This window comes from Blastococcus sp. SYSU DS0510 (assembly GCF_054050835.1).
On record NZ_JBJHAC010000013.1, the window covers coordinates 66,557 to 87,942 of the forward strand.

22 protein-coding genes are annotated in these 21,386 nt (G+C 75.1%); 9 read left to right on the forward strand and 13 right to left on the reverse strand.

The window, feature by feature from the left end:
- Positions 1 to 45: 45 nt before the first annotated feature.
- Positions 46 to 636 carry a hypothetical protein gene (locus ACI79P_RS12310; RefSeq protein WP_456581338.1) on the reverse strand — a complete coding sequence of 197 codons (591 nt, stop codon included), beginning with the start codon at positions 634 to 636 and terminating at the stop codon, positions 46 to 48.
- Positions 637 to 1,559: 923 nt separating this feature from the next.
- Here ACI79P_RS12310 and ACI79P_RS12315 point away from each other — a divergent pair.
- Complete coding sequence (locus ACI79P_RS12315; RefSeq protein WP_456581339.1) at positions 1,560 to 1,790, forward strand: hypothetical protein; 231 nt, start codon at positions 1,560 to 1,562, stop codon at positions 1,788 to 1,790.
- 9 nt (positions 1,791 to 1,799) lie between these two features.
- On the opposite strand, the gene ACI79P_RS12320 is transcribed toward ACI79P_RS12315, so the two are convergent.
- Positions 1,800 to 2,207, reverse strand: a complete 408-nt coding sequence (locus ACI79P_RS12320) for a hypothetical protein (protein ID WP_456581340.1) — start codon at positions 2,205 to 2,207, stop codon at positions 1,800 to 1,802.
- A 149-nt stretch (positions 2,208 to 2,356) separates the two neighbouring features.
- On the opposite strand from ACI79P_RS12320, the gene ACI79P_RS12325 reads away from it, so the two are divergent.
- The 5 genes from ACI79P_RS12325 (at position 2,357) to ACI79P_RS12345 (ending at position 6,705) form a co-directional block, all read left to right on the forward strand.
- A complete protein-coding gene (locus ACI79P_RS12325) occupies positions 2,357 to 3,136 on the forward strand; it encodes a glycerophosphodiester phosphodiesterase (protein ID WP_456581341.1) in 780 nt (259 codons plus the stop codon).
- Complete coding sequence (locus ACI79P_RS12330; protein WP_456581342.1) at positions 3,133 to 4,014, forward strand: lysophospholipid acyltransferase family protein; 882 nt, start codon at positions 3,133 to 3,135, stop codon at positions 4,012 to 4,014. Before ACI79P_RS12325 ends, ACI79P_RS12330 begins: the two co-directional genes overlap by 4 nt.
- A gap of 52 nt (positions 4,015 to 4,066) precedes the next feature.
- The gene (locus tag ACI79P_RS12335; RefSeq protein ID WP_456581343.1) at positions 4,067 to 5,422 is read left to right on the forward strand and encodes an MFS transporter; all 1,356 of its coding nucleotides are present in this window, start codon (positions 4,067 to 4,069) and stop codon (positions 5,420 to 5,422) included.
- A complete protein-coding gene (locus ACI79P_RS12340) occupies positions 5,419 to 6,168 on the forward strand; it encodes a thymidine kinase (protein WP_456581344.1) in 750 nt (249 codons plus the stop codon). Before ACI79P_RS12335 ends, ACI79P_RS12340 begins: the two co-directional genes overlap by 4 nt.
- Before the next feature lie 192 nt (positions 6,169 to 6,360).
- Positions 6,361 to 6,705 carry an RNA polymerase-binding protein RbpA gene (locus ACI79P_RS12345; protein WP_091932539.1) on the forward strand — a complete coding sequence of 115 codons (345 nt, stop codon included), beginning with the start codon at positions 6,361 to 6,363 and terminating at the stop codon, positions 6,703 to 6,705.
- A gap of 121 nt (positions 6,706 to 6,826) precedes the next feature.
- Here the strand turns inward: ACI79P_RS12345 and ACI79P_RS12350 are convergent, their stop codons facing one another.
- From ACI79P_RS12350 to ACI79P_RS12365, 4 genes are all read right to left on the reverse strand, one after another.
- Positions 6,827 to 7,333 carry an FxsA family protein gene (locus ACI79P_RS12350; protein WP_456581345.1) on the reverse strand — a complete coding sequence of 169 codons (507 nt, stop codon included), beginning with the start codon at positions 7,331 to 7,333 and terminating at the stop codon, positions 6,827 to 6,829.
- Between the two features lie 57 nt (positions 7,334 to 7,390).
- Complete coding sequence (locus ACI79P_RS12355) at positions 7,391 to 8,164, reverse strand: polyprenol monophosphomannose synthase (protein WP_456581346.1); 774 nt, start codon at positions 8,162 to 8,164, stop codon at positions 7,391 to 7,393.
- The gene (lnt, locus tag ACI79P_RS12360; protein ID WP_456581347.1) at positions 8,161 to 9,708 is read right to left on the reverse strand and encodes an apolipoprotein N-acyltransferase; all 1,548 of its coding nucleotides are present in this window, start codon (positions 9,706 to 9,708) and stop codon (positions 8,161 to 8,163) included. Before lnt ends, ACI79P_RS12355 begins: the two co-directional genes overlap by 4 nt.
- Positions 9,709 to 10,263: 555 nt before the next feature.
- Complete coding sequence (locus ACI79P_RS12365) at positions 10,264 to 11,784, reverse strand: amidohydrolase (RefSeq protein ID WP_456581348.1); 1,521 nt, start codon at positions 11,782 to 11,784, stop codon at positions 10,264 to 10,266.
- Positions 11,785 to 11,902: 118 nt separating this feature from the next.
- On the opposite strand from ACI79P_RS12365, the gene ACI79P_RS12370 reads away from it, so the two are divergent.
- Entirely contained in the window at positions 11,903 to 12,430 is a 528-nt protein-coding gene (locus ACI79P_RS12370) for a GNAT family N-acetyltransferase (protein ID WP_456581349.1), read from the forward strand.
- A gap of 9 nt (positions 12,431 to 12,439) precedes the next feature.
- Here the strand turns inward: ACI79P_RS12370 and ACI79P_RS12375 are convergent, their stop codons facing one another.
- Positions 12,440 to 13,300 (reverse strand): lysophospholipid acyltransferase family protein, encoded by an 861-nt coding sequence (locus ACI79P_RS12375; RefSeq protein WP_456581350.1) that lies wholly within the window; start codon positions 13,298 to 13,300, stop codon positions 12,440 to 12,442.
- 9 nt (positions 13,301 to 13,309) lie between these two features.
- A complete protein-coding gene (locus ACI79P_RS12380; protein WP_456581351.1) occupies positions 13,310 to 14,488 on the reverse strand; it encodes a carboxylate-amine ligase in 1,179 nt (392 codons plus the stop codon).
- 156 nt (positions 14,489 to 14,644) lie between these two features.
- Here ACI79P_RS12380 and ACI79P_RS12385 point away from each other — a divergent pair, with 156 nt between their 5' ends.
- Positions 14,645 to 15,490: a hypothetical protein gene (locus tag ACI79P_RS12385; protein WP_456581352.1), complete on the forward strand. Its 846-nt coding sequence runs from the start codon at positions 14,645 to 14,647 to the stop codon at positions 15,488 to 15,490.
- A gap of 10 nt (positions 15,491 to 15,500) precedes the next feature.
- Here ACI79P_RS12385 and ACI79P_RS12390 read toward each other — a convergent pair whose 3' ends face one another.
- The 4 genes from ACI79P_RS12390 to ACI79P_RS12405 form a co-directional block, all read right to left on the reverse strand.
- Positions 15,501 to 17,636, reverse strand: coding sequence for an intein-containing Rv2578c family radical SAM protein (locus ACI79P_RS12390; RefSeq protein WP_456581353.1), 2,136 nt, complete (start codon positions 17,634 to 17,636; stop codon positions 15,501 to 15,503).
- 92 nt (positions 17,637 to 17,728) lie between these two features.
- Positions 17,729 to 18,337 (reverse strand): dihydrofolate reductase family protein, encoded by a 609-nt coding sequence (locus ACI79P_RS12395; RefSeq protein WP_456581354.1) that lies wholly within the window; start codon positions 18,335 to 18,337, stop codon positions 17,729 to 17,731.
- Positions 18,338 to 18,385: 48 nt separating this feature from the next.
- Positions 18,386 to 18,853, reverse strand: coding sequence for an Lrp/AsnC family transcriptional regulator (locus ACI79P_RS12400; protein WP_456581355.1), 468 nt, complete (start codon positions 18,851 to 18,853; stop codon positions 18,386 to 18,388).
- Positions 18,828 to 19,943 carry a M24 family metallopeptidase gene (locus ACI79P_RS12405; RefSeq protein WP_456581356.1) on the reverse strand — a complete coding sequence of 372 codons (1,116 nt, stop codon included), beginning with the start codon at positions 19,941 to 19,943 and terminating at the stop codon, positions 18,828 to 18,830. The genes ACI79P_RS12400 and ACI79P_RS12405 overlap by 26 nt, the downstream gene beginning before the upstream one ends.
- A 175-nt stretch (positions 19,944 to 20,118) precedes the next feature.
- Between ACI79P_RS12405 and ACI79P_RS12410 the strand changes: the two genes are divergently transcribed.
- A complete protein-coding gene (locus ACI79P_RS12410; RefSeq protein WP_456581402.1) occupies positions 20,119 to 21,036 on the forward strand; it encodes a 5'-3' exonuclease in 918 nt (305 codons plus the stop codon).
- Between the two features lie 8 nt (positions 21,037 to 21,044).
- Here ACI79P_RS12410 and ACI79P_RS12415 read toward each other — a convergent pair whose 3' ends face one another.
- Positions 21,045 to 21,314: a DUF4333 domain-containing protein gene (locus ACI79P_RS12415; RefSeq protein ID WP_456581357.1), complete on the reverse strand. Its 270-nt coding sequence runs from the start codon at positions 21,312 to 21,314 to the stop codon at positions 21,045 to 21,047.
- Positions 21,315 to 21,386 lie beyond the last annotated feature (72 nt).

Consider the following 21,386-nt stretch of genomic DNA (forward strand, 5'->3'; position numbering starts at 1 on the left):
GCGGTTGCTGCAGGGTGGACCGCCCCGGCCGGGGGAAGTGAGCGGTCAGCCCACGCGGGTGAACAGCCAGCGGGCGAAGGCGGCGTCCTCGTGGACCTCGGTGCGCCAGAGGACCGACACCCGGAACGCGCCTGGTGGCACGACCAGCAGCGGGCTGGCGTCGGTGGCGGTGTCGTCGGCCAGCACGGGGGACTCGGGCGTGGGGCCGGGGGACTCAGGCAGGAGGAAGGCGCCGTCCTCGCCGGTGCCGTCCAGCGCCGCACTGATGAACGCCAGCCGCCCGCTCGGCACCCGCACGACGTCGCCCACCTGGTCGTCGCCCTCCGGAAAGGCCAGCGCGGTGTCGAGGGTGGCCCGGTAGTCGCCGGCGCTCGCCTGCACGACGGCGACGCCGCCGTCGTCGGCCCGGAAGACCTCCAGCCACCCCTCGTCACCGACCTCCGGGTCGGTGAGGACCAGCGCCGCGGTGCTCCCGCCGACGGGGATGCCGGTGAGCTGGTAGTCCAGCCGCGGCACCAGGGCCTCGTAGGCCTGCTCGCTCATCCCGCGCCAGGCCGGGAGCAGGTCGCCGTCCAGGGCGAGGAAGGGTTCGCCGTTGGTCCAGCAGCGGCCGACGTGGGTCCAGGTACGGGGCATGCTCCGATGATCGCTCCTGGCCGGGTCAGCCGCCGGGGGTCAGGAGAGGTCGGCCAGCCGGTCGGGGCGGCTCACCGCGACGCGGTCGCCGGCCGCGACCTCGGCGGGCACCACCCCGAGCCGCTCGGTCGCCAGGCGGCGCAGGAGTCGGGGGGTGGTCGGGCGCGCGCGCAGTGCGAGCCAGAGCCGGCTGCAGGCGTCGCGGACGCCCTTTCCTGTGTGACGTAACTCGCCTCGACGAGCTGGGACAGTTGCTTGCTGAGCGCGGACTTCGAGATGCCGAGCTTCGCCCGATCCGGGAGGGCGACGGGGCCGGTCGGCATGTGCCCGGCACCCTTGGCTCAGCCCGACTCGGTCAGGACGATGGCCGGGTGGCGGGGACCGTGAACGTGCACGAACCGACGCATGTCGCGGTCACGGCCTCGTCGTCGGTGCTCGGGAAGCGACCTCGTCCGCTAGTTGACATAATGTCGATTATCGGCGCTATGGATCGGGCCCCGAGAGGGGCTCGTGATCACCGGGGCCGCCGCTTCCCGCAGGCGTCCCGACCGATCGGTCCACGTTCTCCTCGGCGAACTCCGCCGGCGTTGGTCGGTCGCCGCGCACGGACTGCCGGCGGCCTGGAGTCGGCGACGACGGGCCGGCCGGTGCGTGGCTCCGAGTGGCCGCCGCGGCAGACCGGCTCGACCGGTCATGCCCACCGCCGACTCCCCCATGAGTTGATCATGATCCAGACGATCTCGTGAGGCCGTCGCCCGCCGTGGGATCCGGAGCGCCGTCGACCGCTCCAGGGCTCGCCATCCGACCGTGCGCCGCGCTCCCCCCACCCACCGACACGACCGATATTCCGTCACTGTGACGTAAGAACGGGGATGTCGATGCTTCGACGGGCGGCTGTCTGCCGTGGTTCGTAGGCTCGCTCCATGAGAACCCGACGACCGCTCGCCGCACTGCTGACCTCGCTGGCGCTCTTCGGTGGAGGCGCCACGATGACCGCCTGCGGCGACCCGGCCGGGTTGGACCGCAACGACGGGAACACCGAGGACGTCGTCGAGACCGTGGACCCGGAGGAGGCGGACCGGGAGAACCTGCCGGACGTCAGCAACCCGGAGACCGACCAGAACACCGACGACGACACGCAGGACCCGGACTGAGCCGGCCGGTCAGCTGGAGCGTTCGCTGACCCAGAGCCGGTCGAGCCGGCCCGTCGAGCGGACCAGGTCGGCCAGCGAACGCTCCAGCTCGGCCTTGGTCGGCCGCTCGTGCAGCATCGTCTGCACGTCCTCGAGGGCGCAGCGCAGCTGGTACAGCCGGTCCTGCAGGCCGTCGAGCTCGGCCCGCGACACGAGCACCACGTCGCCGGGGAGCCCGGCCTTCGCCGTCGCGGAGCGCTGCTCGTAGGCCCGCTGGCGGCAGGCCTGCCCGCAGTACAGCCGCGGCCGCCCCACCGACCCCTGCTGCGGGAGGACCTTGCGGCACCACCCGCACCGCCGCTCCTCGCCGCTCCCCCGGCTGGGGAGCGGGGCGACGGGGAGGGATGCCGTGCTGCCGGTCGCGTGCTGCTGTGCCACGCCTGCGCACGGTAGACGCCGCTGCCGACAGTCCCGGATGACACGCCAGGGCGCCGGTCGGAACGGTGCAGGTCGGTGGGGCGGCGGGCACCGACGGCCGCACCCAAGGGCCCCGCACGGCCCCGCAGGCCTGCCACTAGCGTGGACGCGTGCCTGCGTCGCGCTTCGCCTTCCTGGACGCGCCGACGCCGTTGGCGATGGCCCACCGGGGCGGTGCGATCGAGCACCTGGAGAACACCATGCCGGCCTTCGAGGCCTGCGTGGGCCTGGGCTACCGGTTCCTCGAGACCGACGTGCAGGTGACCGCCGACGGCGTCCTCGTCGCCTTCCACGACCCCACCCTGGAGCGGGTCACCGGCCAGAGCGGCCGTGTCGACGCCCTCACGTGGAGACAGGTCTCCGAGGCCCGGATCGGCGGCCGGGAGCCGATCGTCCGCCTGGAGGACCTGCTCGGCGCGTGGCCCGACGTCCGGTTCAACCTCGACGTCAAGGCCGCCGGCGTGCTGGCCCCGCTGGTGCGGCTGGTGCGGCGCATGAAGGTCCTCGACCGCATCTGCCTGGGCTCCTTCTCCGACGCCCGCCTCGCCGCCGCCCGGCGGCTGTTCGGCCCGGCGGTCTGCACCTCGCTGGGGCCGCGCGGGGTCGCGGCGCTGCGGCTGTCGTCGTACTCCCCCCGCGCCGCCGGGCTGGTGCGCATCTCCGCCGGCTGCGCGCAGGTGCCGCTCCAGCTGGGCGGGCGCGCGCTGGTCGACGAGCGCTTCCTCGCCGCCGCGCACGCGCGGGGGCTGCAGGTGCACGTGTGGACCGTCGACGACCCCGCCGAGGCCGAGGCGATGCTGGACCTCGGGGTGGACGGCGTCATGACCGACCGGCCGGCGATGCTGCGCGGGGTCCTGGAGAAGCGCGGCCAGTGGGTGCCACCGTCGTGAGCCGGCTCCGGGGCCGGTGGCCGCGCACGCCGCCGCTCCCCGAGGACCTCGCCGCGCTGGTGCGCCCCGAGGACCCCGAGTGGTTCGCCCGTGAGCTCGCCGTCGCGGTGGCGCCGCCGTGGTGGTTCTGGCGACTCCTGCTGCGCGCGTCCGGCGGGCTGGTGGGGCTGTTCGGCAGGCTGGAGGTCACCGGGGAGATCCCCGAGGAGCTGCGGCGCGGCCCGCTGCTGCTGGTCGCCAACCACATCGGCGACTTCGACCCCTTCGTCGTCGCCGCGGCGCTCCAGCGGCTCGGCGTGACACCCCGGATCATGGCCACCGGGGGCATCCTCTCGGCGCCGGTCGTCGGCCCCCTCCTCGAGCGCGCCGGCACCATCCGGGTGGAGCGCGGCACCGAGCTCGCCCGGCACGCCGTCCGGGTGACGGAGGTGGCGCTCGTGCACGGTGGGCACGTCGTCGCCTACCCCGAGGGCCGGGTGGGCCTCGCGCCCGGCCTGTGGCCCGAACGGGGGCGCACCGGCATGGCGCGGCTGGCCCTGGGGCTGCGTGTGCCCGTGATCCCGGTCAGCCAGTGGGGCGCCCACGAGGTGCTGCAGTACGGCAACGACCTCGGCAAGCTGCGGTCGGCGCTCCGGGCCGTCCGACGGCGGCCGGCGCTGCGGGTGCACGTCGGGCCGCCGGTCGTCTTCGACGACCTCCGGATGGGTCGCGTCGGCGACGCCAACCGCGCCCGCACGCGCATCGCCGCCGCCCTCACCCGAGGGTTGCGCCCGCTGCGCGCCGGCGAGCCGGACGGCCCCGCCTTCGTAGACCCGACCCGGCCGACGACCGCCGTTGCCGCCTTCCCGGGCGGGGTCGTCCCGGAGGACATCCCGTGACCGCTCGGGGCCGGTGCTGGACCGGCGCCCGGCCGCCTGGGAGCCTGCCGCGGTGACCACCGCCGTCCCCTCCGCCGACCCGTCGGTCCCGCCGGCCGACCGCGCCCTCGCGCGCGAACGCTTCGGTTGGTACTCCTACGACTGGGCGATGTCGGTCTTCAACACCTCGGTGACGACCGTCTTCCTCGGCCCGTACCTGACCGCCATCGCGCGGGACGCCGCCGGCCCGGACGAGCGGCTGTCCTTCCTCGGCCTGTCGATCGCGGCGGGCAGCTGGTTCTCCTACGTGCTCTCGGCGTCGGTCGTGCTGCAGGTGCTCGTGCTGCCGCTGACCGGCGCCGTCGCCGACCGCACCGGCCGCAAGCGGGAGATGCTCGCCGCGTTCGCCGCCCTGGGAGCGCTGGCGACCACGGCCCTCTTCTTCGTCGGCGACGGCCGGTGGCTGATGGGCGCGCTGCTGTTCGTGCTCGCCAACATCAGCTTCGGCGCGGCCACCGTCGTCTACTACTCGTGGCTGCCCGACCTGGCCGGCCCCGACGAGCGCGACCAGGTCTCCAGCCGGGGCTGGGCGTTCGGCTACGTGGGCGGCGCGCTGCTGCTGGCCGTCCACCTCGGGCTCGTGGTCGCCGCCGAGGACCTGGGCCTGACGACCGGTGAGGCGGTCCGCATCGCCCTGGCGACGGCGGGGTTGTGGTGGGGCGCGTTCACGCTGTTCTCCGTCTCCCGGCTCCGCAACCGCCCGGTCGCCGCCTCCGCGGTGCGCTCGGGCAGCAGCTTCCGGCAGCTGGCCACCACGTTCCGCGAGATGCGCGCCTTCCCGCTGACGCTGTGGTTCCTCGGCGCCTACCTGCTCTTCAACGACGGCGTGCAGACGGTGATCTCGCTGTCGGCCACGTACGCCACCGAGGAGCTCGACCTGGCGCAGGACGTGCTCACCGGCGCGATCCTGATGGTGCAGGTCGTGGCGATCTTCGGGGCGCTGGGGCTCGGCCGGCTGGCGGGCCGCTACGGGGCCAAGCGGGTCGTCCTGGGCGCGCTCCTGGCCTGGATCGGCGTGCTGTTCGCCGCGTTCTTCCTGGAGACCGGGGCGGTGGCGCAGTTCTACGCGCTGGCCGCCGTCATCGGCCTCGTGCAGGGTGGCACGCAGGCCCTCTCCCGGTCGCTGTTCAGCCAGCTGATCCCGGCGGGCAAGGAGGCCGAGTACTACGGCTTCTACGAGATCAGCGACCGCGGCACGAGCTGGCTGGGCCCGCTCGCCTTCGGCCTCACCTACCAGCTCACCGGGTCCTACCGCCTGGCGATCGTCAGCCTGGTGGTCTTCTTCGTGGGCGGGTTCATCGCGCTCGCGACCCTGCCGATGCGCCGCGCCGTCCTCGCTGCCGGCAACACCCCACCGGAGAAGCTGTGACCTCCCCTGCCGCCGGCGAGCGGCCCGCTCTCCCGCTGCCGGCGCCCGGCGCGGTCCCCGCCTCCGGGGACCGGCGCCGCCACCCGGCGCCGGCGCACCTCCGGTTCTTCCACGGGCCCATGGACTGCGGGAAGTCCACCCTCGCCCTGCAGGTCGACCACAACCACAGCAGGCAGGGCCGGCACGGGCTGCTGGTGACCCAGGGCGACCGGTCCGCGGCTCCCCGGATCAGCTCCCGGGTCGGGCTGAGCCGGGCGGCTGTGGAGATCGGCGCGACCACCGACCTGCGGCTGCTCGTCCGCGACCGCTGGGCCGGCGGTCAGCGCGTCGACTACCTGATCGTCGACGAGGCGCAGTTCCTCTCCCCCGCCCAGGTCGACCAGCTGGCCGAGCTCGTCGACGAGTCGCACGTCGACGTCTACGCCTTCGGGTTGACCACCGACTTCCGGACCAGGCTCTTCCCGGGGACCCAGCGGCTGCTCGAGCTCGCCGACGACGTGCAGCGCATCCAGGTGGAGGTGCTGTGCTGGTGCGGTCTTCCGGGGCTGTTCAACGCCCGCGTCGTGGACGGCGTGATGGTCCGCTCGGGCGAGACCGTCGTGGTGGCGGACACCGCCCCGCCGGAGCTCCCCGGCGGGGGCGCCGGAGCGCCCGCCGTCCGGTACCAGGTGCTCTGCCGGCGGCACTACGTGCGGGGCGAGCTGGCCCCCACGGCGGCCGGTCCCGGGCAGCTGGCCCTGCCCTGAGGAGCCGGTCCTCACCCCTGCGGGGGGCGAGCGCGCCGCAGATCCCACCCCATGCGATGATGAGCAGCCGATTCGGCGGAATCTCTCCGCCTTTTCGGTCGTTCACTCCTCTGACTCCCCGATCGCCTGGGTACTGCCCTGGCCATCGGACGTCGAGTCCCGACCGACACGAGCACGAGAGGACGGTGTGCCATGGGTGAGCGTTCCCTGCGCGGCAGCCGACTGGGCAGCGTCAGCTACGAGACCGAGCGGAACACCGCGCCCATCGAGCGGCAGTACGCCGAGTACCGGTGCCCCTCGGGCCACCTGTTCACGGTGCCCTTCGCCGATGACGCCGAGCTCCCCGACACCTGGGAGTGCAAGTTCGACGGTTCCGCGGCGAAGCTGGTCGGTGGCTCCGAGCCGGCCCCCAAGAAGGTGAAGCCCCCGCGGACGCACTGGGACATGCTGCTCGAGCGACGCAGCGTCGAGGACCTCGAGGAGGTCCTGGCCGAGCGCCTCGAGGTGCTCCGCGGTCGGCGTACCCGCGCCAGCTGACGACGGCCCCGCCCTCAGGGCGGGTTGCGCTCACCGTCTTCCGGACGGCCCCGGTGGAGAGATCCACCGGGGCCGTCCGTCGTCGTGGGACCGGGGCGACCCGGCGGTCCGCGCTGACGCGTCAGGGCCGGCCGTCGGTGTCCCGCAGGACCTCTCCTTCGATCACCCGCGGCTCGGCCGGCCGGGAGGGGTGCGTCGCGTCGACGGGAGCGGTGCGGGTGCTGCCCACGCGCACCGGTCCGCGCATGTGCTCGGGCAGCCGGGCGAGCACGAGGCGCCGGAGCACCCCGCGAACGAGCCCCCGGGTGCCCGGCAGCAGGCAGAGCAGGCCGATGAGGTCACCCAGGAAGCCCGGCAAGACCATCAGCAGGCCGCCGACGGCGACCAGGCCGGCGTCGCCGAGCTCGCGGCCCGCGGCCTCGCGGGACTGCGCCCGCCGGCGCAGGTCGGCGAGGGTGCGCCGGCCCTGGCTGGCCAGCAGCACCCAGCCCAGCGCGCTGGTGACGAGGGTGGCGACGATGGTCCACCCCAGCCCGATCCAGGCGGCGACCAGGACGAAGACCACCAGCTCCGCCAGCGCGGTCAGCCCCACCACCGTGCGCAGTCTCCGACGCACCACGTCAGCCACGTCGCCTCCTCCCTGTCGGTCGTCCCATCCCTGCTCCCCCGTCGGCCGGCCGCCGTCTCAGCGTCCGGCCGGATCGGCCGGGCCGGTCACCGGCGGGCGCACCCGGCGGGGCAGCCAGTCGGCCAGCCGGTCCTGCACGCCCCACACGGTCACGCGGGCCCACGCCTCCCCAACGATCGAACTGCTCATCTTGCTCCGGCCGAAGGCGCGTTCGGTGAAGGTGATCGGCACCTCGGTCACCCGGGCCCCCGCCCGCAGCGCCCGCCAGGCCCAGTCGACCTGGAAGCAGTAGCCCTCGCTGGCCACCTCGTCGAAGGGCAGCCGGTCGATCAGCTCGGCGCGGACCGCACGGAACCCGCCGGTGGCGTCGCGGAGCGGCAGGCGCAGCGCCCAGCGCGTGTAGCGGTTGCCGATGCGGGAGAGCACCAGCCGGTGCACCGGCCAGTCCTCGACCCGGCCGCCGGCGACGTAGCGGGAGCCCAGCACCAGATCGGCGTCGGCCAGTGCAGTGAGCAGGTCGGGCAGCTGCTCGGGCGGGTGCGACCCGTCGGCGTCCATCTCGACCAGGACGTCGTACCCGCGTTCCCGGGCCCAGCGGAACCCGGCGACGTAGGCGCGCCCGAGACCGGCCTTCGCGCTGCGGTGCAGCACGTGGACCCGCGGGTCGGCGGCGGCGCGGGCGTCGGCGACCGCCCCGGTGCCGTCCGGGGAGGCGTCGTCGACGACGAGGGCGTGCGCATCCGGCACGCTGGCGTGCAGGCGGTCGAGGACGCGCGCGAGGTTCTCCACCTCGTTGTAGGTGGGGATGACCACCAGGACGCGTCCGCTCACCCCCGGCCCGCCCTGCGCCGCCGGAGAGCCGCGAGGAGGACCGCGCCGAGACCCAGTGCGGTGAGGAGTGCCTCCGGCACCGCGCCCAGGCGCTGGGCGACCGTCCGGTCGTCGCGCTGGGCGATCTCCTCCACGAACACCGCCGGCTCGAACAGCTCCGAGGAGCGCACCACGGTGCCGTCCGGGGCCACGACGGCCGAGATACCGCTGGTGGCGGCGACGGCGACGGTGCGCCCGAACTCGACCGCCCGCAGCCGGCTCAGCGCCAGTTGCTGCGCGCTCTCGTCGGTGTAGCCGAAGGTGGCGTTGTTCGTCTGGACGACGAGCATGCCGGCGCCGCCGTCGACGACGTCGCGCACGAGGCCGTCGTAGACCACCTCGAAGCAGATGAGGTCGCCCAGGCGCACCCCGCCCACGTCGAGCACCCCCACCTCGTCCCCCGCGGCGAAGTCACGCCGCACGAGGTCCACCTTGTCGCTGAACGTCCGGAAGAAGTCACGGGCGGGGATGTACTCGGCGAAGGGCACCGGGTGGCGCTTCACGTAGGTCTGCCCGGGCCCGTCCTCGGGCGACCAGACGATGGCGGTGTTGCTGATGTACTCCCCCGGGCCGTCGACGACCGCGCCGACGAGCACCGGGGCCCCGACGGCGTCGGCCGCCCGCTGGATGCCGTCCGCGGCGTCGGCGTTGCGGTAGGGGTCGATGTCGGAGCTGTTCTCCGGCCAGAGCACGACGTCCGGTCGCGGCTGCCGGGCCGCCGCCACCTCCGCGGCCAGGCGCAGCGTCTGCTGCACGTGGTTGTCGAGCACCGCCCGGCGCTGGGCGTTGAAGTCCAGCCCGGCGCGCGGCACGTCGCCCTGGATGACCGCGACGATGGCGGTCGGCCCGCCCGCGGTGAGGGACGCCCCGGGGAGCGGCAGCCACGCCAGCGTCCCGACGAGCGGGACGACGAGCGCCCCGGCCAGCGCCACCGGGGCCGCGCGGCGGCCCCGCCCGGCTCGCAGGCCGAGGAGGGCCGCAGCGAGCAGGGCGCCGGTCAGGGCCACGGCGAAGCTCACCAGCGGGACACCGCCGTACGCGGCGAACGCCAGGAACGGCCCGTCGGTCTGGGAGAACCCGAGCCGGCCCCAGGGGAAGCCGCCGAAGGGGAACCGGCCGCGGGCGGCCTCGACGGCCACCCACAGCGCCGCCGCCCACAGCGGCCAGGCGGGGAGGCGGGAGGTGAGCGCGGTGAGCCCGCCCAGCGCGGCTAGGTACAGCGCCTGGCTCACCGCGAGCGCCAGCCACGGGAAGGCGCCCACGTAGATGCCGGTCCACGACAGCAGCGGCACGAAGAAGGCGAGACCGGTGACCAGGCCCAGCCAGAGACCGGCGCGCACGCCGCGGCCGTGCACGGCGACGGCCAGGGCGGCCGGGCCCACGACGGCCAGCGCGACCAGGTCGTACCCGGGGAAGGCCAGGAACATGGCCAGGCCGCCGGCTGCGGCCAGGAGCGTGCGCCAGGGAGCGCGTGACCAGCGGGCTCCGCGCCCGGTCGACGGCACGGGCCGATCCGCCCCGCCCGGGCCGGTCGGCCGCGGGAGCGTGCCGGTTCCCGGCCCGCCATCGCCTGCGGGCACCCAGCGCCTCCCCGGTGCAGCCGCCCTGCGTGGGCGGGACGTCCCCGCGCCGGACTGGGCGGGGTCCGGACCGCGGTGTCCACGCGGTCCCGACCCAGCATCCCATCCCGGCGGAGCGGGTGACCCCGCCCGTGGCCGCCCCGTCCGGACCCCCGTCCCGGATGCGCCGGCGGTCACCCTCCGCGGACGGCGCGCCTTCGGGCCGGACGGCCGGTCGCTGGGGGCGATCGGCGCGACCGTTGTCTGATGGCGCGCGTCCGTGCGGGCTCCGCCGGGGTACCCGCCCGCGGTCGCCGGCCGGCCCGCCCGTCGTCGGCGGCCTGGGGGCGCCCTCCGCGGGAGGGCGCCGACCGGGAGGACGGACGCGCCTGCCGGGGTCGTGCGTGCGGTGCTCCCGGTCAGGAACTGCAGGGACTGTAAGAAGCGCGCGGCCCCGGATCGAGACCTTCGGCACCTCCGGGTCGCAGTGTGACCGGATCGTTACTGATCGTCGCGAGTCGGAACGGGCCGGCCGTCGACGACCAGCCCCGCGCACGCCGGCCGCGCGCGGTGCTCCAGCACGGCGGAGAGCCCGTCGTCGGTGGCCCACAGGGCCAGGTCCGCGGGCGCTCCCACGGCGAGCGGCCCGGCCGGGTGCTCGGCGCGGACGGCGGCCCAGCCGCCGTGCGTCGCGGCGTCGAAGGCGTCGAAGGGGCGCATCCCGGAGTCGGGGCTCCGGTGGTCGACGGCGGCGTGCACCGCCCCCCAGGGGTCCAGCGGCGTGACCGGCGCGTCGCTGCCCAGCGCCAGGACGACGCCGGCGTCGGCGAGGTCTGCCAGCGGGTTGGTCGCCAGCGCCCGCTCGACGCCCAGCCGCTCGGCGTACATCCCCGAGTCCCCGCCCCATGCGGCGTCGAAGGCCGGCTGCACGCTGGCCACCATCCGCCAGTTCCGCATCCGGGCGATGGCCTCCGCGGAGGGCATCTCCAGGTGCTCGAGGCGGTGGCGGCAGGCGCGCACGGCGTCGACGCCGAGCTGGGCGACGACGACCCCCACCGCGTCCAGGACCTGTTCGACGGCGGCGTCGCCGATGACGTGGAAGCCCGCCTGGATCCCCGTCGCGGTGCAGGCGCGCACGTGCTCGACCAGCGAGGAGGAGTCGAACCGCAGAGCCCCGGACGTCTCGGGCCGGTCGCTGTAGGGAGTGCTCAGCGCGGCCGTGTGCGAGCCGAGGGCGCCGTCGCAGAACAGGTCCCCCCCGGCGCCGGCGAGGCCGAGCTCCCGCACGAGGTCCAGGCCGCCGCGCTCGGACAGCTCGCCCCAGTACCCCACGACCCGCGGCCCGGGGACCTCGGCCGCCAGCGCCAGCAGCTCTCGCAGGTCGTCGGCGGAGGAGACCTCCGGGCCGGCCATCTCGTGCAGGCTGCCGATCCCCAGCGCGGCGGCGGTGGCGCGGGTGGCGTGCTGGGCGTCGGCCCGCTGCGCAGGGCCGACCGCCCCGTAGGCGGCCTGGCGGGCGGCGTGGTGGGCGTCCAGACGGAGCCGCCCGTCCGGTGAGAAGCCCGGGAGCGCGGCGATGCCGGGGACCAGGTCCAGCAGCGCGGTGGAGACGGTCGCGGAGTGGACGTCGACCCGCGCCAGGTAGACCGGCCGGCCCGCGGCCACGGCGTCGACGTCGGCGCGGGTCGGTCCCCGGCGCTCGGGCCAGTCGGTCTCGTCCCACCCGGTGCCCAGGACGATCCCGGCGGGGGTCGCGGCGACGTGCTGCCGGAGGGCGGCCATGGCCTCCGCAAGGCTGAGGCTCGAGTGGAGGTCGAGACCGGTCAGCGCGAGCCCCGTCGCCGTCGCGTGCACGTGCGCGTCGACGAAGGCCGGGGTGAGCAGGGCTCCCTCGCCCGGGATCACTCGCTCCGCCCGTGGGGCGTCCGCCGCGGCGCCGGTCCAGGCGATCCGGCCGTCCACGACGTGCAGCGCACGCCCGAGCCGGTCACCCACCCGCACGTCGGTGAGCAGCAGGCTCACGTCGCTCCTCCTCCCGTCCCGTCGCCTGCCGGGGCGGCGGGCCGACGAGTAGGAGACCACGACCCGCCGGGCCGGCGTCCGGGTGGCCGGTCCTGGCGGCCGGCGGTAGGCAGGAGCGATGGGCGGTGAGGAGACGGGGCTGCGGACCGGGCGGTTGCGGCTCCGCCCGTGGACGACGGCGCCGGCGGACCTCGCCCGGCTCTGCGACCTCTACGGGCGTGTCGAGGTGACGCGCTGGCTGGGCGGCACGCCGTCGATCCCGCCCCGGGAGCTGGTCGACCGCTGGGCGGAGGTGCACCGGCGCGACGAGCGGCACCTGTGCTGGGCGATCGAGCGAGCCGACGGCGTGCCGGCGGGCACGGTGCTGCTCAAGCCACTGCCGGACGGGGTCGGTGAGGTGGAGGTGGGCTGGCACCTGCACCCGGACTCGTGGGGGCACGGCTACGCCACGGAGGCGGCGCGGGCGGTCATCGACCGGGCCTTCGCCTGCGGCCTCCCCGAGGTGTACGCCGTCGTCCGCCCCGGCAACGAGCCGTCGATGGCGGTGTGCCGGCGGCTGGGCATGACACCGCTGGGGCGGATGCGCCGCTGGTACGACGTGGAGCTCGAGGCGTTCCGCCTGATGGCGCCGGTCGTCGTCGAGTGATCCCGGTGCTCAGCGCCGGCGGAGCAGCCCGGTCAGCCGGCTGACCGCCGTCCGCTTCGGCGGCTTGGTCGCCCGGCCGGTGGCGCGCAGGGTGTCGGCGGCCGCGGCCTCCGACGGCGTCGGGGCGGTCCCCCCGAGGTGGGCCGGGAGCCACCAGCGGTCGTCGTCCCCGGCCGGCTGGTCCGGGTAGCTGCGCTGCGCCTCGTCGAGGAGCGCCTCCATGGCGGTGCGCGTGCGTCCCAGCAGCGAGGCGATCTGCTCCCCGGGCTCGGCCGCGATGGGCTCGCCGAGGATCACCGTCACCGGCACCCCGCGGCGCAGCTCGACCTTGTGGTTCTTCGTCGCCACGCGGTGCCCGCCCCAGACGGCGGCGGGGATGATCGGGACCCCGGCATCGATCGCCATGCGGGCGGCGCCGGCCTTGAGCTCCTTGACCGTGAAGCTGGTGCTGATGGTCGCCTCGGGGAAGACGCCGACCACCTCGCCGTCCTTGAGGGCGCGGACGGCCGCCTCGAACGCCGCCGAGCCCGCCTTCCGGTCGACGGGGATGTGCTTCATGGCGCGCATGAACCGCCCAACGAACCAGTGCTCGAACACCGGCGACTTCGCCATGAACCGCACGAGGCGGTGCTGCGGCAGCGCCCCGAGCCCGAGGAACGTGAAGTCGAAGAAGCTCACGTGGTTGCTGCAGATGATGGCGCCACCGGTGGGCGGCACGTGCTCCGAGCCGCGGACGTCGAACCGGAAGCGGAGCAGCCGGAAGACGACCAGGGCGAGCCGGATGATGGCGCGGTAGGGCTTGTCCCGCGGATCGGGCGAGGGGCCGAACAGCCCGGGACGGACGACGTCGCGCCAGCTCGCGGTGTACATGGCGGGAATCTAGCGGCTGACCCCGGCTGCTGCCCGGGCGGTCTCCTCCCCCGCGGTGGCGGCGACGGCCGCTCGGACGACCGCGGTCAGGTCGCCGGTCTCCCGGTGCACCTGCCGCTGCAGGTCCGCTCCCGTGCCGCGGTCGAGGATCGCCCGGAGCCCGTCGCCGACCAGGGCCTCGTCGCCCGCGTCGGCCAGCGCCGGCCGGACGTGGTCGAGCAGATCGGCGAGGACGTCGGCCGCGGGCGCGGGGCGGCCGGTGCGCGGGTGCACCAGCTCTCCGGACAGCCCGGAGCGGGAGGCGCGCCAGCCCGCCAGGCGCAGCACCTCGGGCCGCATCTCGGGCACCGCTCCCCCGGCCCGGGCGTCGCGGGCGGCGGTCTCGACCAGGCCGCGCACCAGCCCGGCGAGGGTGACGGCGTCCTCGATGCGCAGCGCCACGTCCATCGTGCGCACCTCGATGGTGGGCCAGCTCGCCGACAGCCGGGCGTCGAAGTAGACCATCCCGTCGTCGAGCACCGTCCGCGTCGCCAGGACCGCCTCCACGAGCCGGTGGTAGTCCTCCGCGTCGCGGAACGGTCCGTTGGGGCCGGCCGAGGGCCACCGGTGCCAGACCTGCGACCGGAAGCTGGCGTAGGAGGTCTCCCGGCCCTGCCAGAACGGCGAGTTGGCGCTCAGCGCGGTCAGCACCGGCAGCCAGACGCGGATGCGGTTGAGCACCGCGACCCCCTCGTCGTCGTCGGCGACCGAGACGTGCACGTGGCACCCGCAGGTCAGCACCTCCTCGGCGGTGCGGCCGAAGGTCTCCAGCAGCCGCCGGTACCGCTCTCCGTCCGTCGGCATCGGTGCGACCTCCACCGGCGAGCTGGCCAGGGCGGCCACGCGGGCGCCGACGGCCGATGCCGCCGCGTCGGCCCGGCCGCGCCAGTACCGCAGCTGGGCCCCGACCTGGGCCAGCGTCGTGCACACCGGCGTCCCGAGCTCCAGCTGCTGGGCCTTCAGCTCGGGCACCAGGTGCGCGGTCTCCGGGACGGCGACGTCGGCACCCTGCTCCTCGAGGTCGTGCTGGTGCACGTCCTCGCCCTCGCCGCGGCGGGCCGCCACCGCGAGTGCCTCCGGTGCCCGGGGAACGGGGACGCCGTCCGCGTCGACCACGAGCAGCTCTTCCTCGACGCCCACCGTTCGCACCGCCCCATGATCCGGAGGGTGGTCCTCCGGTGCACGGTCAACCGGGAGGGTCGTTCGTCGGTGCCTGGGCGCCCGGAGGGCGCCGTGATGGTGGCTTCGTCACGTGCCCACAACCATGAAGCGTATGTTTGTTGGGGATAACGGTAGTATTCGACCATGCCTCGTGCATGGCAGCAGCCACTGCCCGACATGCCCGCCCTCCCCCCGGCGCGTGCCTGGTCGCGGCTGCGCCCACCACCCGGGTACGAGACCCAGTGGCGGCGACTGGCCGAGGCGGCCCTCGAGCTGGGCCTGGGACCGGAGGAGCTGGCGGCCGGCGGCCTCGGCGACCTGGCTGCCGCGCGGGGGTGGAAGCCGGCGACCGTGGCGCTCTACAGCAAGGTGGCCCGCTACGGCGGCCTGGCGCTGGCGCTGCCGGTGACGCCCGAGCCGGATCCTCCGCAGCTCGACCTGCGCCCGCTCACGCAGATCCGGGCCGAGGACCCCGAGCACCTGCGGTCGGTGGCCTGGTGTGCCCTGGCGCTGGGCTGGCCCGCCCCCGTGGGGACGTTCCGCTCCCTGCGCCGGGACCAGGTGCGGGCGACCGCGCGCCGCCTGCTGATCTCCACGGACGACGGCGAGTGGGCCGTGCCCGGGGCGGTGACCGCCTGGCACGCGTGGGAGGCGACGCGCGGGGCCTTCCCGGCGTTGGCCGCCAGCCCCTGGGTGCTGCCGGCGCTCCGCCGGGGTCCGGGCCTGGACTCGCGCATCGGTGGCCGCCTGTCCAACCAGGCCCTGCAGGCGACGTTCACCAAGCACGTGCGCGCGACGGTCGGGCACCTGCGGGCAACGGTCGCGCCCTCCCGCCGGGAGGACGTGGAGGAGCTCGCCGCCGCCTACCGCCAGCTGTCCTACGACAGCTACCGCCGGCTGGCGCTGGCGGCCGGCGCACCCCCGGTGGGGGCGCGCGGCATCGTGCGTGCCGCCCGCGCGACGGCCCGGGCGGCACGCACCGGCGGCTGACCCCGCCCCCTCACAGCAGGGTCAGCTGCTCGGCCGGGCCGGCCGGTGCGTCGGGGGGCCGCCCACCCGTGACCCGCGACGGCAGGCTGCCGGCGGGGAAGCCGACCTCCTCGTCGCCGGGGACGCCAGCCACCTCGACCTTCCGGGCCGCGCCGCCGCGCTGGCGGTCCAGCCCGTGCCGGGCGAGCAGCGGGGCCACCTGCCGGGCGAGCCAGGTGCGGTACTCCGCCGGCACGTAGGCCCGGCGCGCGTAGAGCCGCTCGTAGCTCGGGACCAGCTCGGGGTGGCTGCGGCGCAGCCAGGCCATGAACCATTCCCGGGCCCCCGGGCGCAGGTGCAGCGGGATGACCGTCACCCCGGTGGCGCCCGCCGCGGCGATCGCCCCGAGCGCGGTGTCCAGGCGTTCCGGGGAGTCGGTGAGGCCCGGCAGGACGGGCGCGAGGAAGACCCCGCAGGGGAGCCCGGCGTCGGCGAGGGCGCGGACCAGCTCCAGCCGTGCCCGCGGCGTGGGGACACCGGGCTCCAGGCCGGCGTGCAGGTCGTCGTCCCAGATGGCGATGGAGACGCCCAGCCCGACAGGTACGTCGCGGGCCGCTGCAGAGAGCAGCGGCACGTCCCGGCGCAGCAGGGTGCCTTTCGTCAGGACGGAGAACGGCGTGCCCGACCGCGCGAGGGCGTCGATGACCCCGGGCATCAGCCGGTAGCGGCCCTCCGCGCGCTGGTAGGGGTCGGTGTTCGTGCCGAGGGCGACGTGCTCCCGCTGCCACGCCGGCCGGGCCAGCTCCCGCCGCAGCACCTCGACCAGATTGGTCTTCACCACGACCTGGGTGTCGAAGTCCCGGCCCGAGTCCAGCTCCAGCCACTCGTGCGTCCGGCGCGCGAAGCAGTTGTGGCTGACCACGCCGTTGGCGATGAAGTCACCGGTGCCCGTGGTGATGTCGTACATCGGCATCTGGAGGCCGAGGTCCTCCACGCCGGCGACGCGCAGGTCGGCCGTGCTCTTGATCGCGGTGCCCTGCAGTCGGCATTTCCGGCGAATGGCGGGATCGACCAGGTGGATGAACCGCACGTGCTCCTTCAGCCCACCGCGCAGGCGAACGGTGCGGACCCGGTCGGGCCGTCCTGGGTCCTCGAGGACGCTGTCGAACCCGTGCGCGGCGAGCGCTGCGCTCGTCTGCGCCAGCATCTCGTCGTCCGCGTTGCTCACCCGGACGACGTGTCGGCTGCGGCACCCCTCCGCATCGAAGATGCCGGCGAGGAAGCCACGCCTCCACTCGGCCGGCGGGGTGGCCGGCCAGCGCACCAGAGCTTGGATGTCCGCAATCGCACGACCGCGCGCGGCGCGGATGCCGTGCATGGCCTGGCGCCCTTCCGACGCCGGGGAGAAGTCGAACCGGGCAGTCGTGACGCCCTCCTCCTGCAGAAACCTCTGGGTGCGGAGGAGGGCGTCCAGGTCGATCAGGGCGAGTCGGAACTGGTGGACGACGCCCGGCCGTCCGTTGGACCGCCGGTACCCATACGTCGTGAGTGTCGCGTCTCCACGGATCATCCCCGTGAGATAGCCACGCCGGTACGCGACCGTCTCGTCGGGCGTCACGACGGTGCTGCCGAAACCGAGCATCTCGTCGTTGCAGGTCAGGTGCGGGCGCTGGCCGGCGCCCGCACCGGTACCCGCGACGCGTTTCCACCCGCGACCGGTGAGGAAGCGGTGGTCGCCGCTGGCGACCAGGGTCGTCCCGTCAGCGAGGGTCACGCGGTAGGCGCGCTTGAGGGTCGACCAGTGCGCGAGCACCGTGGTCTCCACGTAGAAGCGGTACCGGCCGCGCTTCACCGTCCCGACGATCCGGTCGCCGACCGCGAGGTCCGCGATGCGGACCTGGCGGCTGTCCGCCGTGAGGACGAGCGTGTCTCCGCCTACGCAGTAGACGCACGAATGGGAGCAGCCACGGTAAGGGTTGATGGTCCACGGGAACGGCATCGCCGACTCCCCCGGTACCCGGTTCAGCGCGCTCTTCGACCGCACCTCGTGGAACGTCAGCCCGGGGAACTCCGGCACCTGCACGCTGCGCAGCAACCCCCGGATGCTCGGCATGCCGGGGAGCGCCCCGGGCTCCTCGAGGTCCAGCCGCTGCGCGTCCCACCGCATGCGCTCATCCGAACACATGTTCGAACAGATGTCCACGGGGGCCGACGGACGTCGTGTGCGCCGGGACCCCACCTCGAACCGGCACCGGGCGCTCAGCGCCTGGTCTCGTACCTGGCCAGGAGCACGCCGCCGGGGAACGTCCGGGTCTCCACCAGGGTCAGGTCGACCCAGTTGTCCAGGGCCGCGAAGAACGGCGTGCCTCGGCCCACCAGGACCGGATGGGTGACGAGCGCGTACTCGTCGATCAGCCCGGCCCGCATGGCCGCCGCGGCCAGGGTGGCGCCGCCGACGTCCATGGGGCCGCCGTCCTCGGTCTTGAGCCGGGTGATCTCGGGAACCGCGTCGCCGGTGACCAGGCGGGCGTTCCAGTCGACCGCGCTGGTCGTCGAGGAGAACACCACCTTCGGCATGTCCCGCCAGCGGCGGGCGTACTCCCTGTGCGCCGGTGCGGCCCCGGGCTGCTGGTCGGCGGTGGGCCAGTGGGAGCTCATCGCCTCCCACAGCCTGCGTCCGTACAGCGCCGTGCCCGTTCCCCCGACCCGGTCGGACCACCACTGGAACAGCTCGTCGCTCGGCACGCCCCAGCCGAGGTCGCCGCCGGGCGCGGCGATGTAGCCGTCCAGGGACAGGTTCATGCCGAAGGTCAGTCTCCGCATGGCGTCGGCCTCTCCGAAGTCGGTGTTCGGCGTACCGACCAGCACGGCGGTGGGAAATCATCGGTCCGGCCACACCCCAGGCCATCACGCCGGTCAGATCAGCGGCCGGGCCTCGTAGGACGTGGAGAGCACCACCGTGGTCCGCGTGGTGACGTTCGCGGCGGAGCGGATCTCCTTGAGCAGGTTCTCCAGGGCGTCCGGTGAGGCGACCCGCACCTTGAGGATGTAGCTCTCCACCCCGGCGACCGCGTGGCACTCCTCGATGGCGTCGAGGTGGGCCAGCAGCGTGGGGGCGTCGTCGGTCTGCGCGTCGGTCGGGGTGATCGACACGAAGGCGGTCAGCGGCAGCCCGATCTTCGTGGCGTCCAGCGTCGCCCGGTACCCGGTGATGAGGCCGCGCTGCTCGAGCCGGCGCACCCGCTGGTGCACGGCCGAGACCGAGAGCCCCACCCGCTCGGCGAGGTCGGTGAAGCTGGCGCGGCCGTCGCGCGCCAGCGCCGCCAGGAGCGCCCGGTCGACGTCGACGGCGCCGCCCTCAGCCGGGGAGCTCGACGAGGCCACGGGGACCGTTGTTCAGGACGCGGACGCCGTCGTCGGTGCAGACGACGATGTCCTCGATGCGGGCACCGTGGCGGCCGGGCAGGTAGATGCCCGGCTCCACGGAGAAGGCCATGCCGGGCTCGAGCGGGAGCGGGTTGCCGGCCACGATGTAGGGGGCCTCGTGGGAGTCCAGCCCGATCCCGTGGCCGGTCCGGTGGATGAAGTACCCGCCCCATCCGGCTTCGGCGATCACCTGGCGGGCGGCGGCGTCGATCTCCTCGGCGGGGACGCCGGGGCGGACCGCCGCGGTCGCCGCCTGCTGAGCGGCGTGCAGGACCGCGTACCACTCGGCGACCTCGGCGTCCGGGCTGCCGCCGACGACGTACGTGCGGGTGCAGTCGGAGCGGTAGCCGGTGGCGGTCTCGCCGCCGATGTCGACGACGACGAGGTCGCCGGCCTCGATCACGCGATCGGAGAGCTCGTGGTGCGGGCTGGCCCCGTTCGGGCCCGACCCGACGATGGTGAAGTCGACGGCGACGTGCCCCTCGGCGAGGATCGCCGCGGCGACGTCGGCGCCCACCTCGGCCTCCGTGCGGCCGACGGTCAGCCACTCCCCCATGCGCGCGTGCACTCGGTCGATCGCCGCGCCCGCCCGGGCCAGCTCCTCGACCTCGGCCGGCGTCTTGACCATGCGCAGCTGGTCGATGACCGGCGACGCGAGCTCCAGCACCGCGCCGGGCAGCGCGCGTTGCACGCCGAGGGCGTGCTCGGCCCAGGTGCGGGAGCCGACGGCGACGCGCGCCGGCGCGGCGCCCAGGCGGCCGACGGCGGCCCCGGCCAGGACGGCGAAGGCGTCGTCGGTCTCGTCCCACGCCAGGACCTCGAGACCCAGCGCTCCCGCGGGCCCGGCGTCGACCATCGGGGCCTCCAGCCGTGGCACCACCAGGAACGGCTCGCCCCTGCGCGGCACCGCGAGCGCGGTGAGCCGCTCCATCGCGTGGGCGGCGTACCCGCAGAGGTAGCGCAGGTCGGCGCCCGGCGTGAGCACGAGGAGGTCGATCCCCAGCTCGCCGGCGACCGCGCGGGCGGCGTGCAGGCGGTCGAGGCTCACGAGCGGGCCGCTTCCGGCCGGTTCTGTCACGGTTCCCACCGGCGCAGAGTAGCCAGGCGGGACGGCGCTGCTCCCGAATCGTTGCCAGACCGCTACCGTCCGCGGACGTGGGCGAGCGCGCGAGGTCTCAGCGGACGACGGCACCCGGCGGCAGCGGGGCGGCCGCGTGACCACCATGCTCCTGGACGCCGCGTCGCTGTACTTCCGGGCGTTCTACGGCGTCCCCACCAGCGTCACCACCCCGGACGGGCGGCCCATCAACGCCGTCCGCGGGTTCCTGGACATGACGGCGCGCCTGGTGACCGCCCACGGCCCCGACCGGCTGGTCGCCTGCTGGGACGACGACTGGCGGCCGGCCTTCCGCGTCGAGGCGCTGCCCTCCTACAAGGCGCACCGCCTGGCGCCCGACGGCGGTGAGGAGACGCCGGACGAGCTCGGCCCGCAGGTGCCGGTCCTGGTCGAGGTGCTGGCCGCGGCGGGGATCGCCCGGGTGGGCGCCCCCGGCTACGAGGCCGACGACGTGATCGGCACGCTCGCCACCCGGGCCCGCGGGCCCGTCGACGTCGTCACCGGCGACCGCGACCTCTTCCAGCTCGTCGACGACGCCCGCGGGATCCGGATCCTCTACACCGCCCGAGGGATCTCCGACCTCGAGTACGTCGACGAGGCCGGCGTGGCCGCCAAGTACGGCATCCCCGGCCGGGCCTACGCCGACTTCGCGGTGCTGCGCGGGGACCCCAGCGACGGGTTGCCGGGCGTGGCCGGGGTGGGCGCGAAGACCGCGGCCGCGCTGATCAACGAGTACGGGGACCTCGCCGGGATCCGGGCGGCCGTGGCGCGGACCGTCGTCCCGACGCCGCCGCTGACCGCAGCGGTGCTGAAGAAGATGCACGCGGCCGCGGACTACCTCGACGCCGCGCCGGTGGTCGTCGCCGTCGCGCGGGACGTCGACCTGCCCGCCGTGGACGGGGCGCTCCCCCGCTCCCCCGCCGATCCGGGGACGCTGGCCGCGCTCGCCGAGCAGCACGGCCTGCAGTCCTCCATCGGCCGCCTGGGCGCCGCGCTGGGCTGGCCGGCCGACGTGCTGGGCTGAGCCCCCGGTCAGCGCTCGCTCCAGGTGTAGCGGGCGTCGTCGGCGTCCGTGATCTCGATGCGCAGGGTCACCTCCTCGTCGTCCGCCGTGACGCCGGTGCACTCGTAGCGGGCGCCGGTCTCCACGCGCATCTCCTGGTCGCAGTCCAGGTCGACGGCGACGCCCTCGCGCTGCTCGAACTGCGCGGCCACGTCCCGCTCGACGGCCGACCGGGAGAGCACGACCGGGCCGGTCGCCGTCGCCAGGAGCGCGACCCCCGCGACGAGCGCGAGGACCACGGCGGCGAGGAGAAGCAGCAGGGTGGCCCGGCGCCGGCCGTCCGGCGGCGGCTGCGCCGACGAGCCGTACCC